At 39.6% G+C, this 20,346-nt stretch carries 18 protein-coding genes; 13 read left to right on the forward strand and 5 right to left on the reverse strand.

The window, feature by feature from the left end:
• Positions 1 to 46 precede the first annotated feature (46 nt).
• The 3 genes from ACTHOQ_RS04690 (at position 47) to ACTHOQ_RS04700 (ending at position 3,794) form a co-directional block, all read left to right on the forward strand.
• The gene (locus tag ACTHOQ_RS04690; RefSeq protein ID WP_440494518.1) at positions 47 to 1,516 is read left to right on the forward strand and encodes a UDP-N-acetylmuramoyl-L-alanyl-D-glutamate--2,6-diaminopimelate ligase; all 1,470 of its coding nucleotides are present in this window, start codon (positions 47 to 49) and stop codon (positions 1,514 to 1,516) included.
• Between the two features lie 80 nt (positions 1,517 to 1,596).
• Positions 1,597 to 2,151, forward strand: coding sequence for a VanZ family protein (locus ACTHOQ_RS04695; protein ID WP_440494519.1), 555 nt, complete (start codon positions 1,597 to 1,599; stop codon positions 2,149 to 2,151).
• A 71-nt stretch (positions 2,152 to 2,222) separates the two neighbouring features.
• Complete coding sequence (locus ACTHOQ_RS04700) at positions 2,223 to 3,794, forward strand: peptide chain release factor 3 (protein WP_440494520.1); 1,572 nt, start codon at positions 2,223 to 2,225, stop codon at positions 3,792 to 3,794.
• 426 nt (positions 3,795 to 4,220) lie between these two features.
• Here the strand turns inward: ACTHOQ_RS04700 and ACTHOQ_RS04705 are convergent, their stop codons facing one another.
• On the reverse strand, positions 4,221 to 4,985 hold the full coding sequence (locus tag ACTHOQ_RS04705) for an NRDE family protein (protein WP_440494521.1): 765 nt from the start codon (positions 4,983 to 4,985) through the stop codon (positions 4,221 to 4,223).
• 143 nt (positions 4,986 to 5,128) lie between these two features.
• Here ACTHOQ_RS04705 and ACTHOQ_RS04710 point away from each other — a divergent pair, with 143 nt between their 5' ends.
• The 4 genes from ACTHOQ_RS04710 to ACTHOQ_RS04725 all read left to right on the forward strand — a co-directional run bounded on the left by ACTHOQ_RS04710 (position 5,129) and on the right by ACTHOQ_RS04725 (position 11,537).
• Entirely contained in the window at positions 5,129 to 8,173 is a 3,045-nt protein-coding gene (locus ACTHOQ_RS04710) for an efflux RND transporter permease subunit (RefSeq protein ID WP_440494522.1), read from the forward strand.
• Positions 8,174 to 8,814: 641 nt separating this feature from the next.
• Positions 8,815 to 9,579, forward strand: a complete 765-nt coding sequence (locus ACTHOQ_RS04715) for a TerC family protein (RefSeq protein ID WP_440494523.1) — start codon at positions 8,815 to 8,817, stop codon at positions 9,577 to 9,579.
• A gap of 214 nt (positions 9,580 to 9,793) precedes the next feature.
• Complete coding sequence (locus tag ACTHOQ_RS04720; protein ID WP_440494524.1) at positions 9,794 to 11,143, forward strand: TrkH family potassium uptake protein; 1,350 nt, start codon at positions 9,794 to 9,796, stop codon at positions 11,141 to 11,143.
• A 226-nt stretch (positions 11,144 to 11,369) separates the two neighbouring features.
• Positions 11,370 to 11,537, forward strand: a complete 168-nt coding sequence (locus tag ACTHOQ_RS04725) for a hypothetical protein (protein WP_440494525.1) — start codon at positions 11,370 to 11,372, stop codon at positions 11,535 to 11,537.
• A gap of 156 nt (positions 11,538 to 11,693) precedes the next feature.
• Here the strand turns inward: ACTHOQ_RS04725 and ACTHOQ_RS04730 are convergent, their stop codons facing one another.
• On the reverse strand, positions 11,694 to 13,430 hold the full coding sequence (locus tag ACTHOQ_RS04730; RefSeq protein ID WP_440494526.1) for a B12-binding domain-containing radical SAM protein: 1,737 nt from the start codon (positions 13,428 to 13,430) through the stop codon (positions 11,694 to 11,696).
• 167 nt (positions 13,431 to 13,597) lie between these two features.
• Between ACTHOQ_RS04730 and ACTHOQ_RS04735 the strand changes: the two genes are divergently transcribed.
• Positions 13,598 to 15,058 (forward strand): ATP-binding protein, encoded by a 1,461-nt coding sequence (locus ACTHOQ_RS04735; protein WP_440494527.1) that lies wholly within the window; start codon positions 13,598 to 13,600, stop codon positions 15,056 to 15,058.
• A 320-nt stretch (positions 15,059 to 15,378) separates the two neighbouring features.
• On the forward strand, positions 15,379 to 15,825 hold the full coding sequence (locus tag ACTHOQ_RS04740; RefSeq protein ID WP_440494528.1) for a MarR family winged helix-turn-helix transcriptional regulator: 447 nt from the start codon (positions 15,379 to 15,381) through the stop codon (positions 15,823 to 15,825).
• Between the two features lie 134 nt (positions 15,826 to 15,959).
• Here ACTHOQ_RS04740 and ACTHOQ_RS04745 read toward each other — a convergent pair whose 3' ends face one another.
• The 3 genes from ACTHOQ_RS04745 to ACTHOQ_RS04755 form a co-directional block, all read right to left on the reverse strand.
• Positions 15,960 to 16,655 carry a chemotaxis protein gene (locus ACTHOQ_RS04745; RefSeq protein ID WP_440494529.1) on the reverse strand — a complete coding sequence of 232 codons (696 nt, stop codon included), beginning with the start codon at positions 16,653 to 16,655 and terminating at the stop codon, positions 15,960 to 15,962.
• Between the two features lie 62 nt (positions 16,656 to 16,717).
• Entirely contained in the window at positions 16,718 to 17,329 is a 612-nt protein-coding gene (locus tag ACTHOQ_RS04750; protein ID WP_440494530.1) for a CPBP family intramembrane glutamic endopeptidase, read from the reverse strand.
• 85 nt (positions 17,330 to 17,414) lie between these two features.
• Positions 17,415 to 17,600, reverse strand: coding sequence for a YkvS family protein (locus ACTHOQ_RS04755; RefSeq protein WP_008403508.1), 186 nt, complete (start codon positions 17,598 to 17,600; stop codon positions 17,415 to 17,417).
• Between the two features lie 179 nt (positions 17,601 to 17,779).
• Here ACTHOQ_RS04755 and ykzS point away from each other — a divergent pair, with 179 nt between their 5' ends.
• From ykzS to ACTHOQ_RS04775, 4 genes are all read left to right on the forward strand, one after another.
• On the forward strand, positions 17,780 to 17,968 hold the full coding sequence (gene ykzS, locus ACTHOQ_RS04760) for a protein YkzS (protein WP_440494531.1): 189 nt from the start codon (positions 17,780 to 17,782) through the stop codon (positions 17,966 to 17,968).
• A 93-nt stretch (positions 17,969 to 18,061) separates the two neighbouring features.
• Positions 18,062 to 18,265, forward strand: coding sequence for a Spo0E family sporulation regulatory protein-aspartic acid phosphatase (locus ACTHOQ_RS04765; RefSeq protein WP_440494532.1), 204 nt, complete (start codon positions 18,062 to 18,064; stop codon positions 18,263 to 18,265).
• A gap of 214 nt (positions 18,266 to 18,479) precedes the next feature.
• Positions 18,480 to 19,346, forward strand: a complete 867-nt coding sequence (locus ACTHOQ_RS04770; protein WP_440494533.1) for an NAD(P)-dependent oxidoreductase — start codon at positions 18,480 to 18,482, stop codon at positions 19,344 to 19,346.
• A 93-nt stretch (positions 19,347 to 19,439) separates the two neighbouring features.
• Entirely contained in the window at positions 19,440 to 20,345 is a 906-nt protein-coding gene (locus tag ACTHOQ_RS04775) for a chemotaxis protein (protein ID WP_440494534.1), read from the forward strand.
• The last annotated feature ends 1 nt before the right edge of the window (position 20,346 follow it).

Here is a 20,346-nt window from a genome sequence, read left to right on the forward strand (position 1 = left end):
AAAAATTTTCATTCGCAAGTATATTGTAAGTGTGGGGGAAAGAATTATGTATGCAGAAGAGCTTTTAAGTACACTCATGCAAAAGAAGATAGTAGGACAATTACCTAAGTTAATTACAGATATTGCGATTGACTCGCGTAGTGTACAGCCGAGCAGTCTGTTTATTTGTATAAAAGGGTATACAGTGGATGGCCATGATTATGCGCAAATGGCTGTCGATGCGGGTGCAACTGTTATCGTAACAGAACGTCTATTACAATTAGAGGGCGAAATTGCACAAGTTATCGTAAAAAATACAACGCGTACACTCGGTATTTTAGCTGCGAAGTTTTTTGATTATCCGTCAAAGGATATTATGATGATTGGAGTAACAGGCACAAACGGCAAAACGAGCGTATCCGGCATCATTCATAATATTTTAATCGGGCTTGGGGAAAAATCGGCATTGTCAGGCACAATCGGTTTTAATTTAAATGGAGTATTGTATGAATCGGCAAACACGACAAGCGATTCCTTAAATACACAGCAAATGATTTTCCGTGCCAAAAGCGAGGGCTGCCGTGCGATGGTCATGGAAGTTTCGTCGCATGGTTTGGCGCTTGGGCGTTTAGCCGGTGTAGATTATGATGTGGCGGTTTTTACAAATTTAACTCATGATCATCTCGATTTCCATGGAACGATGGAAAACTACGGCAATACGAAAGGCTTGTTGTTCTCTCAGCTCGGACAGGATTTGGAAAAGAACAAGCATGTCGTATTAAATGCGGATGATCCTTGGTCTGAGCGCTATGCGGAAATGACGCCATTTCCTATTTGGACGTATGGCTTAAAAAACAATGCCATTTTCCGTGCGGTGAATTGCCGCTATGAAGACGGGATGACGCATTTTGATATGGAAACGCCTGAAGGCACATTTCCAGTGTCCATGCACTTATTAGGCGAATTTAATATTTACAATGTGCTTGCGGCAACAGCTGTATTTTATGCACGCAGTTTCCCGATAGAAGTCATTATTGAGCAAATTGAAATGCTTCCGCCGGTAAAGGGACGTATGGAAAAGGTAGATACGGATTTACCGATTCAAATTTTTATCGATTATGCACATACGCCGGACGCCATTGAAAAGGCGATCAATGCCGCACTTCCTTATAAAAAACCGGAAAACAAATTGATTTTCCTAGTTGGCACAGGAGGCGGGCGCGACAAAACAAAGCGTCCAACGATGGCGGAAAAAGCATCTGTTGCAGATTATGTTATATTGACGACGGACGATCCGCGCTATGAGGAATTCGAGAGCATTACAGGCGACTTGGCAAAAGGGATGCTGCACGAAAATTATGCATGTATCGGAGACAGGGCGGAAGCTGTAAAATATGCTGTAGATATAGCAAATCCGGGCGATATTATTATTTTTGCCGGTAAAGGCCATGAAGATTACCAAATTATTGAAAATACGAAATATCCGCATAGTGATGCGCAAATTGCGATTGAAGCTGGGAAGTTAAAATTTGTATAAATAACTGTTTAATTTTTTCAAATCCACCGAATTAACGTGAATTGCGTTAATGGTGGATTTTTTTAGGAGGTGGAAGAAAAATGATTCAGTCATTTTTAGTGAGCATGTTCGGTTATTGTCTTGCAAGTTTACCGATATATATAATATTACGTGTGCTTTATTTGAGAAATAAGGAAAAAGACTGGCTAAGGGAATTTGTTATGCTATTATTTTTCTTCTATTGTGTCAGTATATTTTCACAAACGATTATCCCGAATTTTTATTTTATGGATGGACGCATCATTTTTGATACTTCGACCGCTTATGCTAGAAGCAATTTCACCCCATTGCAAACGATTCGACTGTATTATGATCAATTAAATGGACCGTTAGCTAATATTGCTTTTTACAATTTGGCAGGCAATATTGTATTGTTTATTCCTTTTGGCTTTTTCATCCCATTGCTATGGAAAAAGTTTCGGGGCTGGCGCATGATGCATGTCGTCGCATTTAGCATCCCGCTATTTATAGAAGGGACACAATATTTTATAGGACGAAGCATCGATGTTGATGATGTATTGTTAAATGCAATTGCAATTGTTGTAGGTTTTGTCCTATTTAAAGTAATCAGGCGACTTTGTAAAATGTTCTTTTAAAATTAAAAAGGTTGTAACGGATGATGGTTGTCTTTTAAAATAAGAAAGTATGAAAAAAGGAGACGAAAACAATGACTTTAGAACAAGATATATTATCGCGTCGCACATTCGCCATCATTAGTCACCCTGACGCTGGTAAAACGACGATTACAGAAAAATTATTATTATTCGGCGGTGCAATCCGTGACGCGGGTACAGTAAAAGGAAAGAAATCAGGTAAATTCGCAACATCTGACTGGATGGAAATCGAGAAGCAACGCGGAATCTCGGTTACATCTTCTGTTATGCAGTTTGATTATTCCGGCTGCCGTGTAAACATTCTCGATACACCAGGACACCAAGACTTCTCGGAAGATACGTATCGTACATTAATGGCGGTGGATTCTGCAGTCATGGTAGTCGATGCGGCAAAAGGTATTGAGGCCCAAACATTAAAGCTGTTCAAAGTATGTAAAATGCGCGGTATTCCAATCTTTACATTTATTAATAAATTGGACCGTCAAGGGAAAGAGCCGTTGGAATTGATAGAAGAACTAGAAGAAGTTCTTGGTATCTCGGCATATCCGATGAACTGGCCGATCGGTATGGGGAAAGAATTCCTTGGTATTTATGACCGTTACAATCGCCGCATCGAACAGTTCCGCACAGAAGAAGAGGAACGTTATTTACCGCTGAATGAAGAAGGCGGTCTTGCAGTCGAGCACCCAATGAAAGTGACATCTTACTATACACAGGCACTTGACGATATTGAGTTATTGAACGAAGCCGGGAATGCATACTCGGAAGAGAAAATCCGCCGCGGTGAGTTGACGCCCGTATTTTTCGGTTCAGCATTAACAAACTTCGGGGTGCAAACTTTCCTTGATACGTATTTGAAATTTGCTCCAACACCGCAGCCTCGTATTACAGAGGACGAGCAATTTATTGATCCGGTGGAATACAAAGATTTCTCTGGTTTTATTTTCAAAATTCAAGCGAACATGAATCCTGCCCACCGCGACCGTATTGCATTTGTGCGAATTGTTTCCGGGAAATTCGAGCGCGGAATGAATATGACGCTTGCACGCACAGGCAAATCTTTTAAAGTGACACAGTCGACGCAATTTTTGGCAGATGACCGCGAGACGGTTGAAGAAGCGGTTGCAGGCGATATTATTGGTCTTTATGATACAGGTACGTACCAAATAGGCGACACGGTAGTAGGCGGTAAAAAAGGGTTTAACTTTGAAAAGCTGCCTCAATTCACACCGGAAATTTTCATGCGCGTTTCGGCGAAAAACGTAATGAAAGGGAAGCAATTCCAAAAAGGAGTACTGCAATTGGTGCAAGAAGGGGCAATTCAATATTTCAAAACATTGCACACTGAAGAAGTCATTCTAGGTGCGGTTGGTCAACTGCAGTTTGAAGTTTTCCAGCACCGTATGATCAACGAATACAATGTAGAAGTCATAATGGAGCCAATCGGCAGCAAAATAGCGCGTTGGATTGAAAACGAGGAAGATGTAAAAGATTCAATGCATTCACAGCGTTCAATGCTCGTGCGCGACCGTTTTGACAATAAAGTATTTTTATTCGAAAATGAATTTGCGATGCGCTGGTTCTCTGAAAAGAACGAGCAAATTCAACTATATAGCCTGTTATAATTTTTAAAAGTCCCGGCGATTTTCTGTGATGGAAAATTGCCGGGGCTTTTGTGTGGAGGGAGTTCAAGCCGAGGGGGGAGGAAAGATGCGGTGTGGCGCGGCGGGGGGAGTGGGACATTTCGCCCGGAAAGTGGAACGAAAGCCGGGGAAAGGAGAACACGCGCCCGGAAAAGTAGAACATTTGGGGCGAAAAGTAGAACGAAAGCGTGCGGAAGAAGAAGCCGAAGCATTTATTAGAAGTCTCCGCATGAAATGGAGAACGAAAGCCGGGGAAAGTGGAACGCCCGTCCGGAAAACTATAACATCTGAGATGAAAAATAGAACCATTCGCCCCTAATACATAACTCCCCCTCTCGCCGCCTTCCCCGGATCAAACCCGGCACTCCCAAATAATTGCCCCTACCCTACAATTACCTCACCTTTAATTTATTCTTCCGTATTTATGAGATAGGACCTGTCAAATTTATATTTTCCATCCTCATATGTGCGTTCAAGAAAATCGATTTGTCCATTTTTATGATAAGCAATTGCCGTTGAACAGCGTGTTCCATAGTTCGGCAGCTTTACAAATTGAGCCGATAGTGCACGTTCTAAATGAATGCCAACACCCGTATCCGGCAATACTTCATCTTGTGCGATTTCTTCGTTTGCCAATAGGGAGATTAAGTCCCTTGCTTCAAGTTTCCCGTTTTTGCTTGTTTCTTCCAGCATATTTTTCGCAAGATCTGTTTTTGGCCATGAGGTATTAATAGTGGCATTGCTCACGCTATATGTACCGCTTTCGATATTATTGTGCTCATCGAAAATATTATTGTAATGCTGCATCTCCTGACCATCATAAAGCAAAACATTGAAACCGCCGTACAAAGCTTTTTTCTCCCGCAAAGATGCTATAAATTGTTCAGCCGATTCGTTCGAGATTAAAAACTGTTGTACGATTTCACCGCGTGACAACAGACCAGTTACAGGAAGGGGGGGGTCGCGGAAATTAGTGATAGCAGCAAAACGGCCACTTTTCGATACACCAAGCCAGCTGCCATGCTGACGCAAATCCCGGCCTGCCAATATAGAAGGCTCATCTTCCCAAAAATGTGCCGCCGCTGTCGGACGGTCGTAAAATTCGTCCCGGTTCGCAATAATAACAAGAGGATATTGTGGATGAACGTTGTATGAAAATGCAATTAAACACATAGTTTAACCCCCAGCGTATATTGTTTGATAATTTGTAACATTTTGGCGCAGCAAAGTAAGTTTCGACAAAGAAGCAAAGGGAAATAGTGCGCTTTAAACGAATTTTAAATAATATGATGACAAAATGAAAGGATTTTACATCCATGAATATAAGCAAGTTTTCAATTAAACGTCCAGTATTTACAATCGTCTCGATGCTATTTGTATTAATAATCGGGATTGTTTCGTTATTTAAAATACCCGTTACGCTGATACCCGACTTAAATCCGCCGATCGGAGTCGTTGTGACAAGCTATCCGGGTGCAAGTCCGGTTGAAGTGAATGAAAAGGTGACAAAGCCATTGGAAGCTTCACTTTCGACATTGCCAGGGATAAAAAAATTGCAGTCGACATCACTTGAAAGCTCCAATTTAATTATTTTGGAATTTAACTGGTCGACAAATATGGATGAAGTTCAAACTGATATATTGCAGCGTATCGATTTGGTCCCTCTGCCGGAAGACGCGGGTAGACCTAGCTTTTTGAAGTTTGATCCATCACAGTTTCCGGTTATACAGCTAGCATTGGCAGCTGACGCCGAAGCGGTGAACATACGGCAAGTCGCGGAATCATTGGAGCAGGAGCTGCAGCGGACAGATGGTGTAGCAAGCGTAACCGTATCAGGGAAAATTGTGGAGGAAATTCAAATTGAGCTTGATGAAAAAAAGCTTGAGCAAAATGGTTTAACGCAAAATGATGTAATGCAGATTGTCCAGGCAAGCAATATTTCGATGCCGGGTGCTGAGCTAAATACAGTCGATAATCAACTTTTGACTACCCGGGTAGTGAGCCTCTTTAACAGTCCTGAGGAATTGGCGGATCTTGTCCTTTCCGTGAATCCGCTAACAGGGGTACCTCTTAAAATTCAAGATGTCGCCACTGTTGAACGAAAAGAGCAGGCAGCGAATTCCATTACTCGCGCAAATGATCAGCCAGCCGTATTAATTTCTGTTCTTCAAGAGTCTGGCGCAAATACAGCGAGCGTTTCGGAAACATTTCAAAAAGAGCTCGACCGCTTATTAAGTGAGCCGCAATATGAAGGCATAGAAGCGACGATTTTATTTGACCAAGGGGATTATGTACGATTGGCCATCAGTAATATTAGCTCGTCTCTCATTTTTGGCGGCTTGTTTGCAATGCTTGTGCTTTTCGTCTTTTTATCAAGTATAAAAAGTCCGCTCATTATCGGGATCGCAATTCCATATTCAGTCATCGTTACATTTGTATTAATGTATTTTGCGGATTTTTCATTGAATATTATGACGCTTGGAGCTCTTGCATTAGGAATTGGGATGCTTGTGGATAATGCGATTGTCGTCATTGAAAATATTGAGCGGCATTTGGAGTTAGGCGAAAGCCCGGTAGAAGCTGCGATAAGTGGGACAAAGGAAGTTGCCTTAGCGATTACGGCTTCCACTGTAACGACGATTGCCGTATTTGTGCCGGTTATTTTCATAAGCGGGTTGATCGGGAAAATTTTCACGGAATTCGCTTTGACGATTTCATTTAGTTTAATCGCCTCGCTCATTGTCGCTTTAACGGTTGTTCCGATGCTGGCGAGTCGTTTATTGCGCGCGAAGTCGATGGATTTAGTCGAAAAGCGCCAAAATTCATGGCTGTATCGAAATTATACGGAAGCATTAAAATGGGGGTTGGCGAGACGTGCCCTTATTTTATCGATTACGGTTTGTTTACTCGGTCTATCCGGGTTCGGCTTATATAAAACGGGCACAGAGTTTTTACCGCCGACCGACGAGGGTTTTGTATCATTATCGGTAAAGCTGCCGCGCAGTGCAGCCGTCCAGAAAACTGAGCAGATCGTGTCGGAAATTGAAGAAATTGCAGAACAGTTTGAGGAAGTCGAGGTTGTTGTCAGTTTAATCGGGGGCAATCAACAATCATTGTCACGGGGGACGAGCAGTCAAAACGAAGGGGAAATTTCCGTAAAGCTTGTTCCATTATCGGAACGCGAAAGCTCGATATTTGATTTTGTGGAGCATTTTGAAAAGCAAGTACAGCAACAAATTGGGGAACGTGCCGAAATATCTTTTTCGCTTTCTTCTTCATCAGGCTCGACACCGAATACATTATCGTTCCGGGTAACAGATAGTGATGAGCTGCGTTTAAAAGATACGGTCATTGCTATTGGGCAGCAACTTGCAAAAATCGATTCGCTTGTCGAGACTACGACAGATCTGGACGAAGTAAAAGAAGAAATCCAAATTGAAGTAAATCGTGATGAAGCACTCCAATATGGGCTAATGCCTGCACAAATTGCCCAAACAGTAAATATGATGACACGCGGCGCATTCACAACGCAAATTATTGCAGAAGATGGTGAAGTGCTAGGTGTGTATACAGGGTTTGGCAAGGCTTATCGGGAAGATTTAGAAGCGGTTAAAAAGATGAAGCTGCGGACAAATGCAGGTGTATTTGTTGAATTGCAGCAGCTGGCGAATATCGAAATTAAGGAAACTCAAACAGCGCTCCGCAGATCTGATCAAGCATCGGCCATTGCCGTTTTTGTGAAATATAAAACGTCGGAATCCCTTAGCGGCATTTCGGCAAAAGTGGATAAAGCAATTGAGCAAGCTGCAATTCCTCCCGCAACGAAAATTGTTTTTGGCGGCGACCGGGAGCTTTTTGATAGCGCGAAGCATGATATGATTTTAGCTATTCTGCTTGCCGTTGTGCTTATTTATCTCGTTATGGGAGCGCAATTTGAATCGTTCAAGCTTCCATTTGTCATGATGTTCAGTGTACCGCTTATGATAATAGGTGTGGCGGCATCGTTATTTTTAACTGATACTTTGCTCGGTGTAACGGCGATTATCGGGATACTTATATTAGTGGGGATTGTCGTGAATAACGGCATTGTGCTCGTTGATTATATTAATCAAAAACGCCGGGAAGGATTGAATATTGCCGAAGCCATCATCATAGGTGCGCAAGATCGTATGCGGCCGATTTTAATGACCGCATTAACGACAATTTTAGGTCTGGTCCCATTGGCATTAGGCATTGGGGAAGGCACGGAAATGAACCAGCCAATGGCGATTGTTGTTATTGGAGGGTTAATAAGCTCGACGATTTTAACATTATTTATCGTGCCGATTATATACAGCCTAATTGAAAAAGAAAGAAATTAGTGTTTGCAAAAGGAAAAATCATTGGGGAGTCAATTTATAACGGACTTTCAAGGATTTTCTGCAACAGAAATTGTTCATGCGCTTTTTATACAAAGATGAACGAATGAAATCATGGCGGTAATGCTCCCTTCACAATTAGCGAACGTAAAATTTATTTTCCAAGAAATTGAACGGCGACATGGTGGCTGCTAAATCGTGCTGTTTGAAGGGGATGCTACATTTCCGAATTTAGTGCAATTTTATGAGGAAAATAGGCATTTGCATAGTTTCCGTGTAAAAATTTAATAAATATTGAAGGAATGATTTGATTTTTTTATAAAATATCGTTAAAATAGCAATATAATTGAATTGAATATCCAATTGACATTTGTCAAAGGGGAGTAGCTATAAGGGATTTAAGTAGGAGCATGTCGACTTTAGACGAGCACTATTTTCAAATGCACTTATTTCACATTCGTCATTACATGGTCAGGAGCCATCGGGTGTGATAGCATCATTTTTATTTTGCTTAGCAAGACCTTTGCCTATATTTATAGGCAGAGGTCTTTTCTTTTTTGGCAAAAATGGATATTTTTTCAACTTTATATTATTTAGATGCCTAAATTATTGGGTACAAGTAAATCATAAGGAGGAGAACTTTCATGGAAGCAATTTTATTGGAATATGCATGGGTATTGCTTGTGTTAATATTCCTTGAAGGACTATTGGCTGCAGATAATGCAGTCGTTATGGCGGTAATGGTTAAGCATTTACCGAAAGAGCAACAGAAAAAAGCATTATTTTACGGATTATTCGGTGCATTCTTGTTTCGTTTCATCGCACTATTCCTTATTACGTTTTTGGCGAAATATTGGGAAATCCAAGCGCTGGGTGCGGCGTATTTATTGTTCATATCGATCAAGCATTTATATGATAACCACTTTAAGAAGCAAGATGACAGTTCGGAAGTGAAGGAAGGTAAGGGCTCCGGCTTCTGGATGACTGTTTTAAAAGTTGAGCTAGCCGATATTGCATTCGCGATTGACTCAATGCTTGCTGCGGTAGCAATTGCAATCACATTGCCGCATATTGGGGACATGCATATCGGGGGTATTAACGCAGGACCGTTCGCTGTTATGTTCTTAGGCGGATTTATCGGTCTTGTCATCATGCGATTTGCTGCACAAATGTTCGTTAAGCTATTAAACGACTATCCAACACTGGAAACAGCTGCTTTCCTAATTGTAGGCTGGGTAGGTGTAAAATTGGCGGTATTAGCATTAGGCCATGAAAACTTGGCAATTATCGACCCGCACTTCCCGCACTCCACAATGTGGAAAGTCATTTTCTGGATTGTCTTGCTCGGCCTTGCGATAGGCGGCTATGTAGTAAGCATGTATAAAAATAAAAAATCAAACGCAAATTAATGTAGCAAGGGCTGTCCGGGAAATTGTTCCGGGGCAGCCCTTTATAATTAAAATGGATAAAATTCAGCCTTATTTACTTTAAGAACAATGAATTTTCACGTGTTATCCTGTTTGATTAAAAGTCTTTTTGGCTTTTAATATAGCCCCATCTTTTCATTTACACAGTAATTCATTATACTAGAAAAAATGTCAACAATTACGGGAGGCGATGTTTATGTCTTTTAAGCAGCGAGAAAAGCGGAGTATCACGCCTTTCCGATTATTGCTCACTTATTATTCCTTTGCGATTCTTATTTCATATTTATTGCTGCGTATTCCTGGTGTTCATCTAGAAGGGGTGAACGTGTCCCATCTAGACAGTTTTTTCACGGCGGTGAGTGCGGTAAGTGTCACAGGACTGACAACTGTTACTGTCGCGGAAACGTATAGTAGCTTTGGACTTGCCATGATTTTACTAATATTGCAGTTTGGTGCGATCGGCATTATGTCAATTGGTACCTTTTTATGGCTATTATTTGGGAGAAAAATCGGAATGCGCGAACGACAGCTCATTATGATTGACCATAATCAATATAATTTATCAGGTGTCGTAGCATTAATTCGCCAAATCACGAAGTTGCTATTTATGATTGAATTTACCGGTGCATTCATTTTAACGATCCATTTTAAACGCTATTTTGGGACATGGGAAGAGGCTGCGATCAACGGTATATTTGCATCGATTTCTGCCACGACGAATGGAGGCTTTGATATTACGGGAATGAGCCTGCAACCGTTTCACCACGATTATTTCATCCAATTTGTTTGTATGATTTTGATTTTCCTGGGTGCAATCGGATTTCCTGTACTAATCGAAGTGAAGACGTATTTAATGAAAAAAGATCCGTCATTTCGTTTTAGCTTGTTTACAAAGCTTACAACAGTCACATATGCTGCTTTGTTTGCCTTTGGTTCGATCGTCATTTTTATTATAGAGGCGTTTCAATCATTTAGAGGAATGCGGTGGCATGAGGCGATATTTTCGGCAATGTTCCACTCTGTATCCACAAGGTCTGCGGGTTTAACAACTTTTGATGTTACTTTGTTTAATGAAGCGACACAGCTTTTTATGAGTGTGCTCATGTTCATCGGTGCCTCACCAAGCTCTGTCGGCGGCGGGATCCGTACGACAACGTTCGCCATTGTCATTTTGTTTTTAATTACGTTTTCCCGAGGCCAGTCGGATATTCAAATTTTTAATCGGGAAATTCATTTAATTGATGTGTACCGTTCATTTGCTGTTTTAATTTTTGCGATTATTATGGTGATCGGAGCGGCGATGATTTTATTTATTACAGAAAAACAAGCAACGATGATACAAGTTTTATTTGAGATTACCTCGGCTTTCGGAACATGTGGAATGTCTCTCGGAATAACCGATGATTTAACGACATTCGGCAAAATCGTCATTATGATACTCATGTTCGTAGGGCGTGTCGGATTGATTTCATTCCTGTATTCAATCGGCGGGTCGGCCAGCAAGAAAAAATACCATTATCCGAAAGAAAGGATCATTATTGGGTAAACTTAACCAAATATATTTGGCGAAAATGGTTAAAACAGCATTTAACGACCATCGTAATAAATTAACCGGCCCATACAATGATAATTAAAAACAGGACATGAATTTTCGTCTTCGATAGCAACTACAGACGCAATGCTTCTAATAATTTTGCGCAAAAGGCCAGTATTTATCCTTTCAAGAATAGATTGACACCAAATGGTTAATTTATTTAATGGAGGTGATAATTGTGCAAAAAAAGAAAGACAACCAAAAAGAAGTTAAGAGAGCGGAATTCGGAGCAGATTTAAGTCCTGACGATTTAGATATTCGCGAAGACAATGATTTGACGGAAGAACAATATAAAAATTCAAATCAAGAAAAACAAACCGATAATTCCAAAACGAATAAGCGATAAAAATCTCAATACTAATAAAGAGAATAAAAAAACGCTGCGAAATCCATAGTTAAGATTTCGCAGCGTTTTAAATTTTTACTAATGATATTACAGAATATCACATCAAGCCCTCAACACTTGCTGCTTCTACGATGTGCCCTCGGAGTTGTGAGCAATTTAAATGGTAAACGTATAAAAATAAGGCTGTTCTCCATTGCGGAAGTATGTGAATAAATAGCCGCTTTTCTTTTGCGGGGTACCGATTTCGTAGTTTTGCAAGGCGATATGAAATGGAATAACTAAAGAATGTTTAAATAATTCGCGTTCCGTAACATGCATGTCGGCAAATAACTCGCCTGCAATGGAAGGGTTCTCTTTAATGCGAGAGTAAACTTCCTTCATCTCTTCCTCTGAAAGGCGGTCATTCCACCAAAGTTTACGCGGCTGGAACTGCTGACCTTGCAGGAAGTCGTACTTCATTAAGCTTGTAATAACTTGTAAATCCGCCTGTTCCACCGTTTGCAGAAACTCGAGTAAACGACGGAACAAATCTTCCAGCTGATGGCCGATGCGTGACCAGCCTTTCGTTTCCCAATATGTCCCGAAGCTTTGGAAGAAATCAAATGGCGTTTCGAAAACTTCCGTTACTAAATATTCGATCGTATTGTCCATGCGATGTGCATTCCAATATTTTTCTAGCACGTCCTCGGCATGTTTAATTCGGACGATATCATCGAATGTCAGAACGTTATTGGAGAAAATTTCGTATGGTGAAATGTCTACATATGTGTAGCCGTATTTTTCAGCTTCCAGACGCAAGCCTGTACCGCGCAGCAATTTTAAGAAGCCGAGCTGCAATTCCTCAGGGCGCATCGCAAATACATCGTTGAATGTTTTGCGGAATGATGCATAATCCTCTTCAGGCAAGCCGGCGATTAAATCCAAATGCTGATCGATTTTGCCGCCTTCTTTTACCATAGTGACAGTACGAGTCAGCTTTTCAAAGTTTTGCCGGCGCTTTACAAGGTCATTTGTTAAGTCATTTGTAGATTGAACACCGATTTCAAAGCGGAATAGGCCCCGCGGTGCATTGTCATTTAAAAACTGGATTACTTCAGGGCGCATAATGTCTGCCGTAATTTCAAACTGGAACACGACTCCTGGCTTATGCTCATCAATTAAAAACTGGAACATTTCCATTGCATAGCTACGGCTAATATTAAATGTCCGATCGACGAATTTTATCGTTTTTGCCCCGTGATCCATTAAATAACGTATATCTTCTTTAATCTTTTCACGGTTAAAGTAGCGAACGCCCACTTCGATGGAAGACAGGCAAAATTGGCAGCTGAACGGACAGCCGCGGCTTGTTTCGATATATTGGATACGCTTGCCTAAGTGCGGCAAATCTTCTTCAAAGCGGAACGGTGTAGCAATTTCGCGTAAGTCCACTTTTGCTGGCTGTGCATGTATTTTCAATTTGCCCTCTTCCAAATAACAAATCCCGGGCACTTTTTCCAGCGGAATCTCTCCATTAAAGTAGCGAAGCATTTCTTTGAAGGAAACTTCCCCTTCGCCCATGATGATATAGTCGATTTCCTCATGCTTACGAATCCATTCATGAACATCGTATGAAACTTCAGGTCCGCCAAGCACGATTCTAATATTCGGCAACACGGTTTTAAGCATGCGAATGACTGAGATCGTCTCATTAATATTCCAAATATAACAGCTAAATCCGACAACATCGGGCTTCTTTTGGAAAAGGTCAGATACAATATTAAATGCTGGGTCTTTAATCGTATATTCTGCAAGCTCGCAATCAAATTCAGGAAGTGCAGCCGCTTTTAAATAACGAATCGCTAAATTCGTGTGGATGTATTTTGCGTTTAGCGTACTTAAGATGATTTTCATATTTTAATTCTCCTCTTCATAAAGTTTATTGTAGCAGTGAAAACGGCTGCAAACAATATGGTATAATATACCCATTTTATTACAAAAGCTAATATGAAATAATAAATAATCATGGTCTTAAATTCAGAAAATTCTATAATGTCTAAAAATGGGGGGCAAAAAAAGTAGTGGAAGGACAATTGAGCACGATGGTAGGAGAGCTTTTTCAGCAATCGAATGAACAAATTATTATTTTTAACCGCCAGGGAAAGATTGAATTTATGAATAATAAGGCGGATGAAATGCTACGGTCGGCACATATCCCTTCATATTTTTGGGATAGCGCCGATAAGCTTAGCGGCGAGTTTGAGCGATTTATAGGCACTGTAACGAAAAACGAAACTTCTAGTACTACTTTTTCGGTAGTGAACAAATATCATCAGAAAATGCCAATTAAAATTTGGGGCTACTATCTTGAACATAAACAATTAATTTTTACAAGAATCCAACTAAACCCGTCAAATGTTATTTCATTTGAAGAAAAAAATGAAACAATGGCATTCCAAAATTTAATTAACGGGATGGCACAAGGGGTTATTTTAACGATGCTGAACGGAAAAATTTTATCGGTCAATGCTATGGCGCTGCATTTATTAGATAGAAAAGCCGTTCAAATAGAAAATAGAAGCTATGATTATTTATTTGAAGACTGTCAATATGAATCATCTGTCATCGTCCAATATTACAAAAAAATCTCCAATAGGGAAATGGCAAGCATTTTTGTGAAAAGGGAAGCCGCTGACGGAAAAATAGTCTATTTGAATTTTATAAGTAAAGTAGATGACAATCTTGGCCTTTTGGTGACGACGATAATTGATCAAACAGAAGAGATGATGTTGCTGAAAAAAATCGAGCATCAGCAATCATTATCGTTCATCGGTCAAAATATAGCATCTATTGCGCATGAAATCCGCAATCCGATGACGTCTATTCAAGGATTCATTCAAATGATTAAAAGCAGTTTAAATGAGCAGGAACATCCTTATTTTCAAATTGTTGAATCAGAGCTGCAGCGAATGGACGATTTGCTCGCAGATTTATTGAATATTGCAAAACCGAAGAAGCAAGTTTTTAATAATCTGGATATGAGAGAACTCGTTGAACAGGCGATTCAACTTATGCAGCCGACAGCAATGACCACAAATGCGATGATTGTATTTGAATATGATGAAGAAGCAGAATATACGATGAACGGAGATTCTAGCCGTTTAAAGCAAATGATTATTAACTTATTGAAAAACGCGATAGAATCTATTGAAGAAAACAATTATATTGTTGTAAGTTTGCTTCACCGCAAGAAAAACTGTATTCAGCTTTCCATTAAAGACACCGGGAAAGGGATGGATGCCGTCGATATACAAAACGCTTTAAATCCATTTTATACGACGAAAGAAGGCGGGTCCGGGTTAGGGCTATTGCTTGTCCAATCAGTCGTTAAGGAACATAACGGAACACTTAATATCGAAAGCGAGCTAGGTGTGGGATCCAACTTTTTAATTGATTTCAATTTACGTAATGAAATTGAATATTTAAGTACCGCACATGCATACAAAATAAGCGAGGCAAAACTTTCATTGCTTTCGAAGTGATTTTGACAAATCTTTCAATCCATCGCTATAATAAGCATATCTCCACTCAGCGGATGTTTAAGCATCTGCTGAAATTAGCGGAACTTAGTCTAAGAGCACCACACCCATGTGGTAACGGCTGAGTGACCAGCATCATGTTGGCCAAGCTTCTGGCAGATGTCACAGATTTTTAAGGGAGATTTTGAAAAGGTACTCAGCCTGGACAGCGCCGCATTGTGAGACAATGGCTGACTGACCCGCATCCAGTGGGCCTCATTCGAAAAATCTGGACGCAATTACGCCGAGGCGTAATTGATTACTTAAAATAGAGGATGGTTTTTATGGCTTCAGAGGAAGTAAAACAATCGTTGAAATTATTTATCGTATTATCAAGAGCCCATAAAGCGATAAGTGAAGCGACGAATCAATTTATACAAAAAAATGGATTGAATCCAACAGAGTTCGCCGTTTTAGAACTTTTATATCATAAAGGCCGCCAGCCATTACAGCAAATTGGAACAAAAATTTTGCTGGCGAGCGGTTCAATTACGTATGTTGTTGATAAGTTGGAGAAGCGGGAGTTTTTAGCGCGAATTTCATGTCCAAATGATCGACGCGTCACATATGCGGAAATTACGGAGCTTGGTGCCCAATTTATGGACAAGCTGTTTCCGGAGCATGAGAATCAGCTTCATGAGCTCTTAGGTGCACTAACGGCCGAAGAAAAGGAAACAGCTATAGAGCTATTAAAGAAACTAGGTTTATCTATAAAGGATTTATCCTACTAGGGAAACGCGAAAAAGGGGGTGAGTTAAAAGTCAAGAAACTTTTAACTCACCCCTTTCTCTCTGCTAAATATTCGCTTCTATGATTACCCGCCATAAAGGAGCCGGCATGAAATGGCTTCATGGATAGCTTCTTTTTATTGAATCGTTAAGCCCATCTGGAAAAAGGCATCCGTTAAATCTGCTTGTTCTGTATCATAAATCGTTAATGTAGCAAATAAGTTTTCGCGCTCAAACGCAATTTTTACAATCTTTTCCCCATCCAGCTCTGTCTCATAACCAATAATGTTCAAAATTCCATCGCGTTCCGTTAAAACCGAAGATACTTCGAACTCTTTAACATTATCAGGGGCAATGGCAGAAATCGTGTCATTTGCAGATGTTTTTATTTGATCAAATGTTACGTCTTCTTTTTTTGCCACCTCAATCTGCATTGAAAAGGCTTCATCTTCATTATATAGCAAATGATCGACACCGGGTTCTTCTGCCACAAGTGTATAGTTTTCAAGGTGTTGGATTGTGTAGTCCATTTCTTCGCTTTTCGCAGCTGTAACATCCTCTGTAAATAATTGACCATGTGAAATATAAGTTAATGTTGAATCATCTTTATTTTCTTTTTGTTCTTTTTTTAGTTCCTCTGGTTGTTTTGTATTATTTGCAGGCTCTGTATCTGTTTCTGGCTGTTCCTCTTTTTGTACTTGCCCGACTTGCTCATTTTCCGGTTGCTGATCATTCGCTGCTGTCGATTTTGGCTCCTCTGTATCTGTATTACAAGCTGCCAAAACAGTTGAAAGAATAAATACTGTACCGATCGCGGAAATAATTTTTTTCATATTGCTTCCCCTCCTACATGTATAGACGGAATTTAGAAAGATAAGTTTCTGCTTTTATTGTATCAGAATAAAGGTAAAACTAAAAATAATAATAAAACAAATACAATATGCGAAACAATAATTAACGGTAAGCTTTTCTTCCATTCATATAAAGCACCCCATAAAATACCGGCGATAATGGCTGCCAATGCACCAGGCAAGAAACCACTAATGGCCAGCGATAGTGAAAATAAAATGGAAGTAATGATGACAGCCCAAAAAGGTGACGTAAATTGTTTTAGCTGCTGTTGCACATAGCCGCGCCAAAACATTTCTTCTCCGACGGCCACTATAAAGATTAACATTAAGTAATGGAAAATATTTTGCGGTCCATACACATCCAAAAATTTCGTAATATCATTCACTGCATTTTTATCGATATAGGGCATTAATATATAGCCAAGTTTAACGAGGCCGTACGTAATCGTTCCATAGCCAATCCCGAAAATCAAATATTGCCAAGTCGGTATACTGTCTTCGAATTTTCCTGCCACTAAACTGATGGCTATCCCGACAAGTAAAGTAAACGCATATAAATACCAGAAAATAGCTTTTTCATAAAATGTAAAAAACATCATACTAAAAATAAAAACTAATGCCAGAAGGAGTGTAATGGTTTGTTTCTTGTTTATCATTGTTTTCAACCTCCTTTTACGTATCGTAACAAAAATTACCCTTTTTATCATCATCTCAATGTTAAAAAGGGCAATTTGCATTAAATTATTCGTTATTAGCTAATATTTTATACCGTTTGTGATTAACAACTGTTTTTTCTTCCATTTCCAAATCATGAAAATTGTCCATGATCGTAATATCCACGATGACCGAATTTTCATTCACCTTTTCCACGACCCCTTTTAAGCCGTCTTTAAACTCGATTATATTTCCAACCTCAGCAATTTTCATACACAGTCAGTCCCTTCATCGACTATTGATTAACAGTTTGCTTGAAATTATACTACAAAGTTCCGCTAGTTTGAATAATTTTGTTATTTTAATATGATTAGTTTTTGGTTTTTCTTTTCTAGTGGGAGTTTGATATATTGGATAATAATTATATTAAGTAGAGAAAAGGATGGGTTATGATGGCAGACTATAAAGCAGTTTTAGATCAATTACGCAATGGGGAGATACAATCTGCATTAATTAAAAAAGATGAATTTTTACAATTTCGTGAACACTTAATTAAAGATGAGCAATTTAAAAATTTCCGAGGTGAGGCAAAGCAAGGTGGGGACGTCGTTTATACGTTTTTGGAAAACCCGAGGGCATAAATATTGTCGAATTTTGCATGATGATTTTTTTGTAAGAAGTTTTCAAAATGAGTATAATAATGGTAACCGAATGAAAGGTGAGGAGGGGGAAGGTTGGGTAGAGCAACACTCGATGAAGCACTACTTATAGAAATTGAATTGAAGCGGAAGCAAATGATTCAGTCGGGCTTAGAAAATGGATTACAAAGTGATAAAACGCTTCAGCTAAGCAAACAAGTTGATCGTTTAATAAACGCATTTGATCAATCACAAAGTGCAAAATCGATAATTCAAATAATAAATGAAAATAATTTATAATTTTATGTTTATAAATCGGTGTAAGGGGAATAGTAAGGTTGAACACAGCAACATTCTCATTTCCCCCTTTAGAGTAGAAGCGGATGAACGCTGCTGCTCTCTTTTTTTTATATATGCGAAATATTGCGCTTTATTCATAATTGCAAGAAATTACTGACATTGAAGTTTTCCCTGATTTTGTTAAAATAAAAGAAAATGCTAAAGGGGAATAGACATGGAATCCAAAAAAATAGGCTTTATCGGCACAGGTGTGATGGGGGCCAGTATCGTAAAGCACTTATTAAATGCAGGGCATAATGTAACAATATATACACGTACAAAAAGCAAGGCGGCAGAGCTTATTGCCTCAGGAGCGAAATGGGCGAATACACCTGCAGAAGCGAGTAAAGATCAGCATATTATATTTACAATGGTCGGCTATCCAAAAGATGTGGAAGAAGTATACAGCGGAAATGAAGGGATCTTTTCCACTGCAAATAAAGATGCGATTGTAGTGGACATGACGACATCCGAGCCGACACTTGCGAAAAAACTGTATGCACAGGCAAAAGACATTGGATTACATAGTATAGATGCGCCCGTTTCCGGCGGTGATGTCGGGGCGAAAAATGGAACGCTATCACTTATGATTGGCGGAGATTTTGATATATATGAAAAAATGAAGCCGATTTTCGAAATCTTCGGTCAAAATATTGTGTATCAAGGTGAAGCGGGCAGTGGCCAACATGCAAAAATGTGCAATCAAATCGCAATTGCATCAGGAATGATCGGTGTTTGCGAATCGATTGCGTACGGATTAAAAGCAGGGCTATCGATGGATGATGTTCTGCGCTCGATTACAGCAGGTGCAGCAGGTTCTTGGTCATTATCCAACTTGGCGCCAAGAATACTAAAAGACGATTTGGATCCAGGCTTTTTTATTAAACATATTATTAAAGACATGAAAATTGCCCTTGATGAAGCGGAACGTATGAACCTCCAATTACCAGGCTTGGCTTTAGCTAAATCAATGTATGATAAATTACTCGCGGAAGGCTACGGGGACAACGGTACACAAGCATTAATCAAGTATTATAAGTGAGTACATATTACACAAGAATTTATAGTAGATATGGGTACCCTATGATACAATGGAGTTATCGTTAACCTGGTAGTTTGGAAGGAGAGGCATGTATTGGAAAATCAAAAAGGGATTTTGCTGGAAAGCGGAACAAATGAACTTGAAATTGTTGAATTCGAAGTAGCTAATAATAAATTTGGTATTAATGTCATTAAAGTGAAAGAAATTATTCAACCGATTCCAGTCACATTTATTCCACATGTACATCCGCATGTTGAAGGGATTATTCAATTACGTGGAGAAGTGTTGCCTGTTGTGGATATGCTTAAAGTGTTAGGTATCCCAACAAACAACCGCAATCCGCAACAAAAATATATTGTTGCTGAGTTTAATAAGCAGCGTGTTGTGTTTCATGTTGATAATGTAACACAAATTCATCGTATATCTTGGGATCAGATCGAAAAGCCATCTGATATGTATCAAGGTGGAACATCACAAGTAATTGGTGTTATAAAACGTGACAGCGAAATGATTCTACTGTTGGATTTTGAAAAAATTATGGTTGATATCAATCCTGAATCGAGCATTAGCGTTGATTCTGTTAAAAAGCTCGGCAAGCGTGACCGCAGTGAAAAGAAAGTCGTCATTGCAGAAGATTCGCCATTATTGCGAAAGCTTCTATTCGATACGATGAATGAAGCAGGCTATGTCAATACAGAGTTTTTCGAAAATGGCCGTGATGCGTACGAGTATTTGGAAGCTTTAGTAAAAGCAGACAAAGAAATCGAAAAACATGTACAAATGGTTGTGACAGACATTGAAATGCCGCAAATGGACGGGCATCATTTAACGAAGAAAATCAAAACGCATCCCGATCTGCAAAAGCTGCCAGTAATTATATTCTCTAGCTTAATTACCGACGATTTGCGCCATAAAGGGGATCAGGTTGGAGCGGAAGATCAAATTTCAAAACCTGAGATTACAGAGTTGATTTTACGCATGGATAAGTTAATTTTGTGAA

This window comes from Solibacillus silvestris, from assembly GCF_051967575.1.
Taxonomy (GTDB): Bacteria; Bacillota; Bacilli; order Bacillales_A; family Planococcaceae; genus Solibacillus; species Solibacillus silvestris_B.

Excerpts from the sequence above, each read along its gene's own strand:
- ACTHOQ_RS04690 (WP_440494518.1), top strand. The coding sequence starts at position 47 with ATGTATGCAGAAGAGCTTTTAAGTACACTCATGCAAAAGAAGATAGTA.
- ACTHOQ_RS04695 (WP_440494519.1), top strand. The coding sequence starts at position 1,597 with ATGATTCAGTCATTTTTAGTGAGCATGTTCGGTTATTGTCTTGCAAGT.
- ACTHOQ_RS04700 (WP_440494520.1), top strand. The coding sequence starts at position 2,223 with ATGACTTTAGAACAAGATATATTATCGCGTCGCACATTCGCCATCATT.
- ACTHOQ_RS04705 (WP_440494521.1), bottom strand. The coding sequence starts at position 4,985 with ATGTGTTTAATTGCATTTTCATACAACGTTCATCCACAATATCCTCTT.
- ACTHOQ_RS04710 (WP_440494522.1), top strand. The coding sequence starts at position 5,129 with ATGAATATAAGCAAGTTTTCAATTAAACGTCCAGTATTTACAATCGTC.
- ACTHOQ_RS04715 (WP_440494523.1), top strand. The coding sequence starts at position 8,815 with ATGGAAGCAATTTTATTGGAATATGCATGGGTATTGCTTGTGTTAATA.
- ACTHOQ_RS04720 (WP_440494524.1), top strand. The coding sequence starts at position 9,794 with ATGTCTTTTAAGCAGCGAGAAAAGCGGAGTATCACGCCTTTCCGATTA.
- ACTHOQ_RS04730 (WP_440494526.1), bottom strand. The coding sequence starts at position 13,430 with ATGAAAATCATCTTAAGTACGCTAAACGCAAAATACATCCACACGAAT.
- ACTHOQ_RS04740 (WP_440494528.1), top strand. The coding sequence starts at position 15,379 with ATGGCTTCAGAGGAAGTAAAACAATCGTTGAAATTATTTATCGTATTA.
- ACTHOQ_RS04745 (WP_440494529.1), bottom strand. The coding sequence starts at position 16,655 with ATGAAAAAAATTATTTCCGCGATCGGTACAGTATTTATTCTTTCAACT.
- ACTHOQ_RS04750 (WP_440494530.1), bottom strand. The coding sequence starts at position 17,329 with ATGATAAACAAGAAACAAACCATTACACTCCTTCTGGCATTAGTTTTT.
- ACTHOQ_RS04755 (WP_008403508.1), bottom strand. The coding sequence starts at position 17,600 with ATGAAAATTGCTGAGGTTGGAAATATAATCGAGTTTAAAGACGGCTTA.
- ykzS (WP_440494531.1), top strand. The coding sequence starts at position 17,780 with ATGGCAGACTATAAAGCAGTTTTAGATCAATTACGCAATGGGGAGATA.
- ACTHOQ_RS04770 (WP_440494533.1), top strand. The coding sequence starts at position 18,480 with ATGGAATCCAAAAAAATAGGCTTTATCGGCACAGGTGTGATGGGGGCC.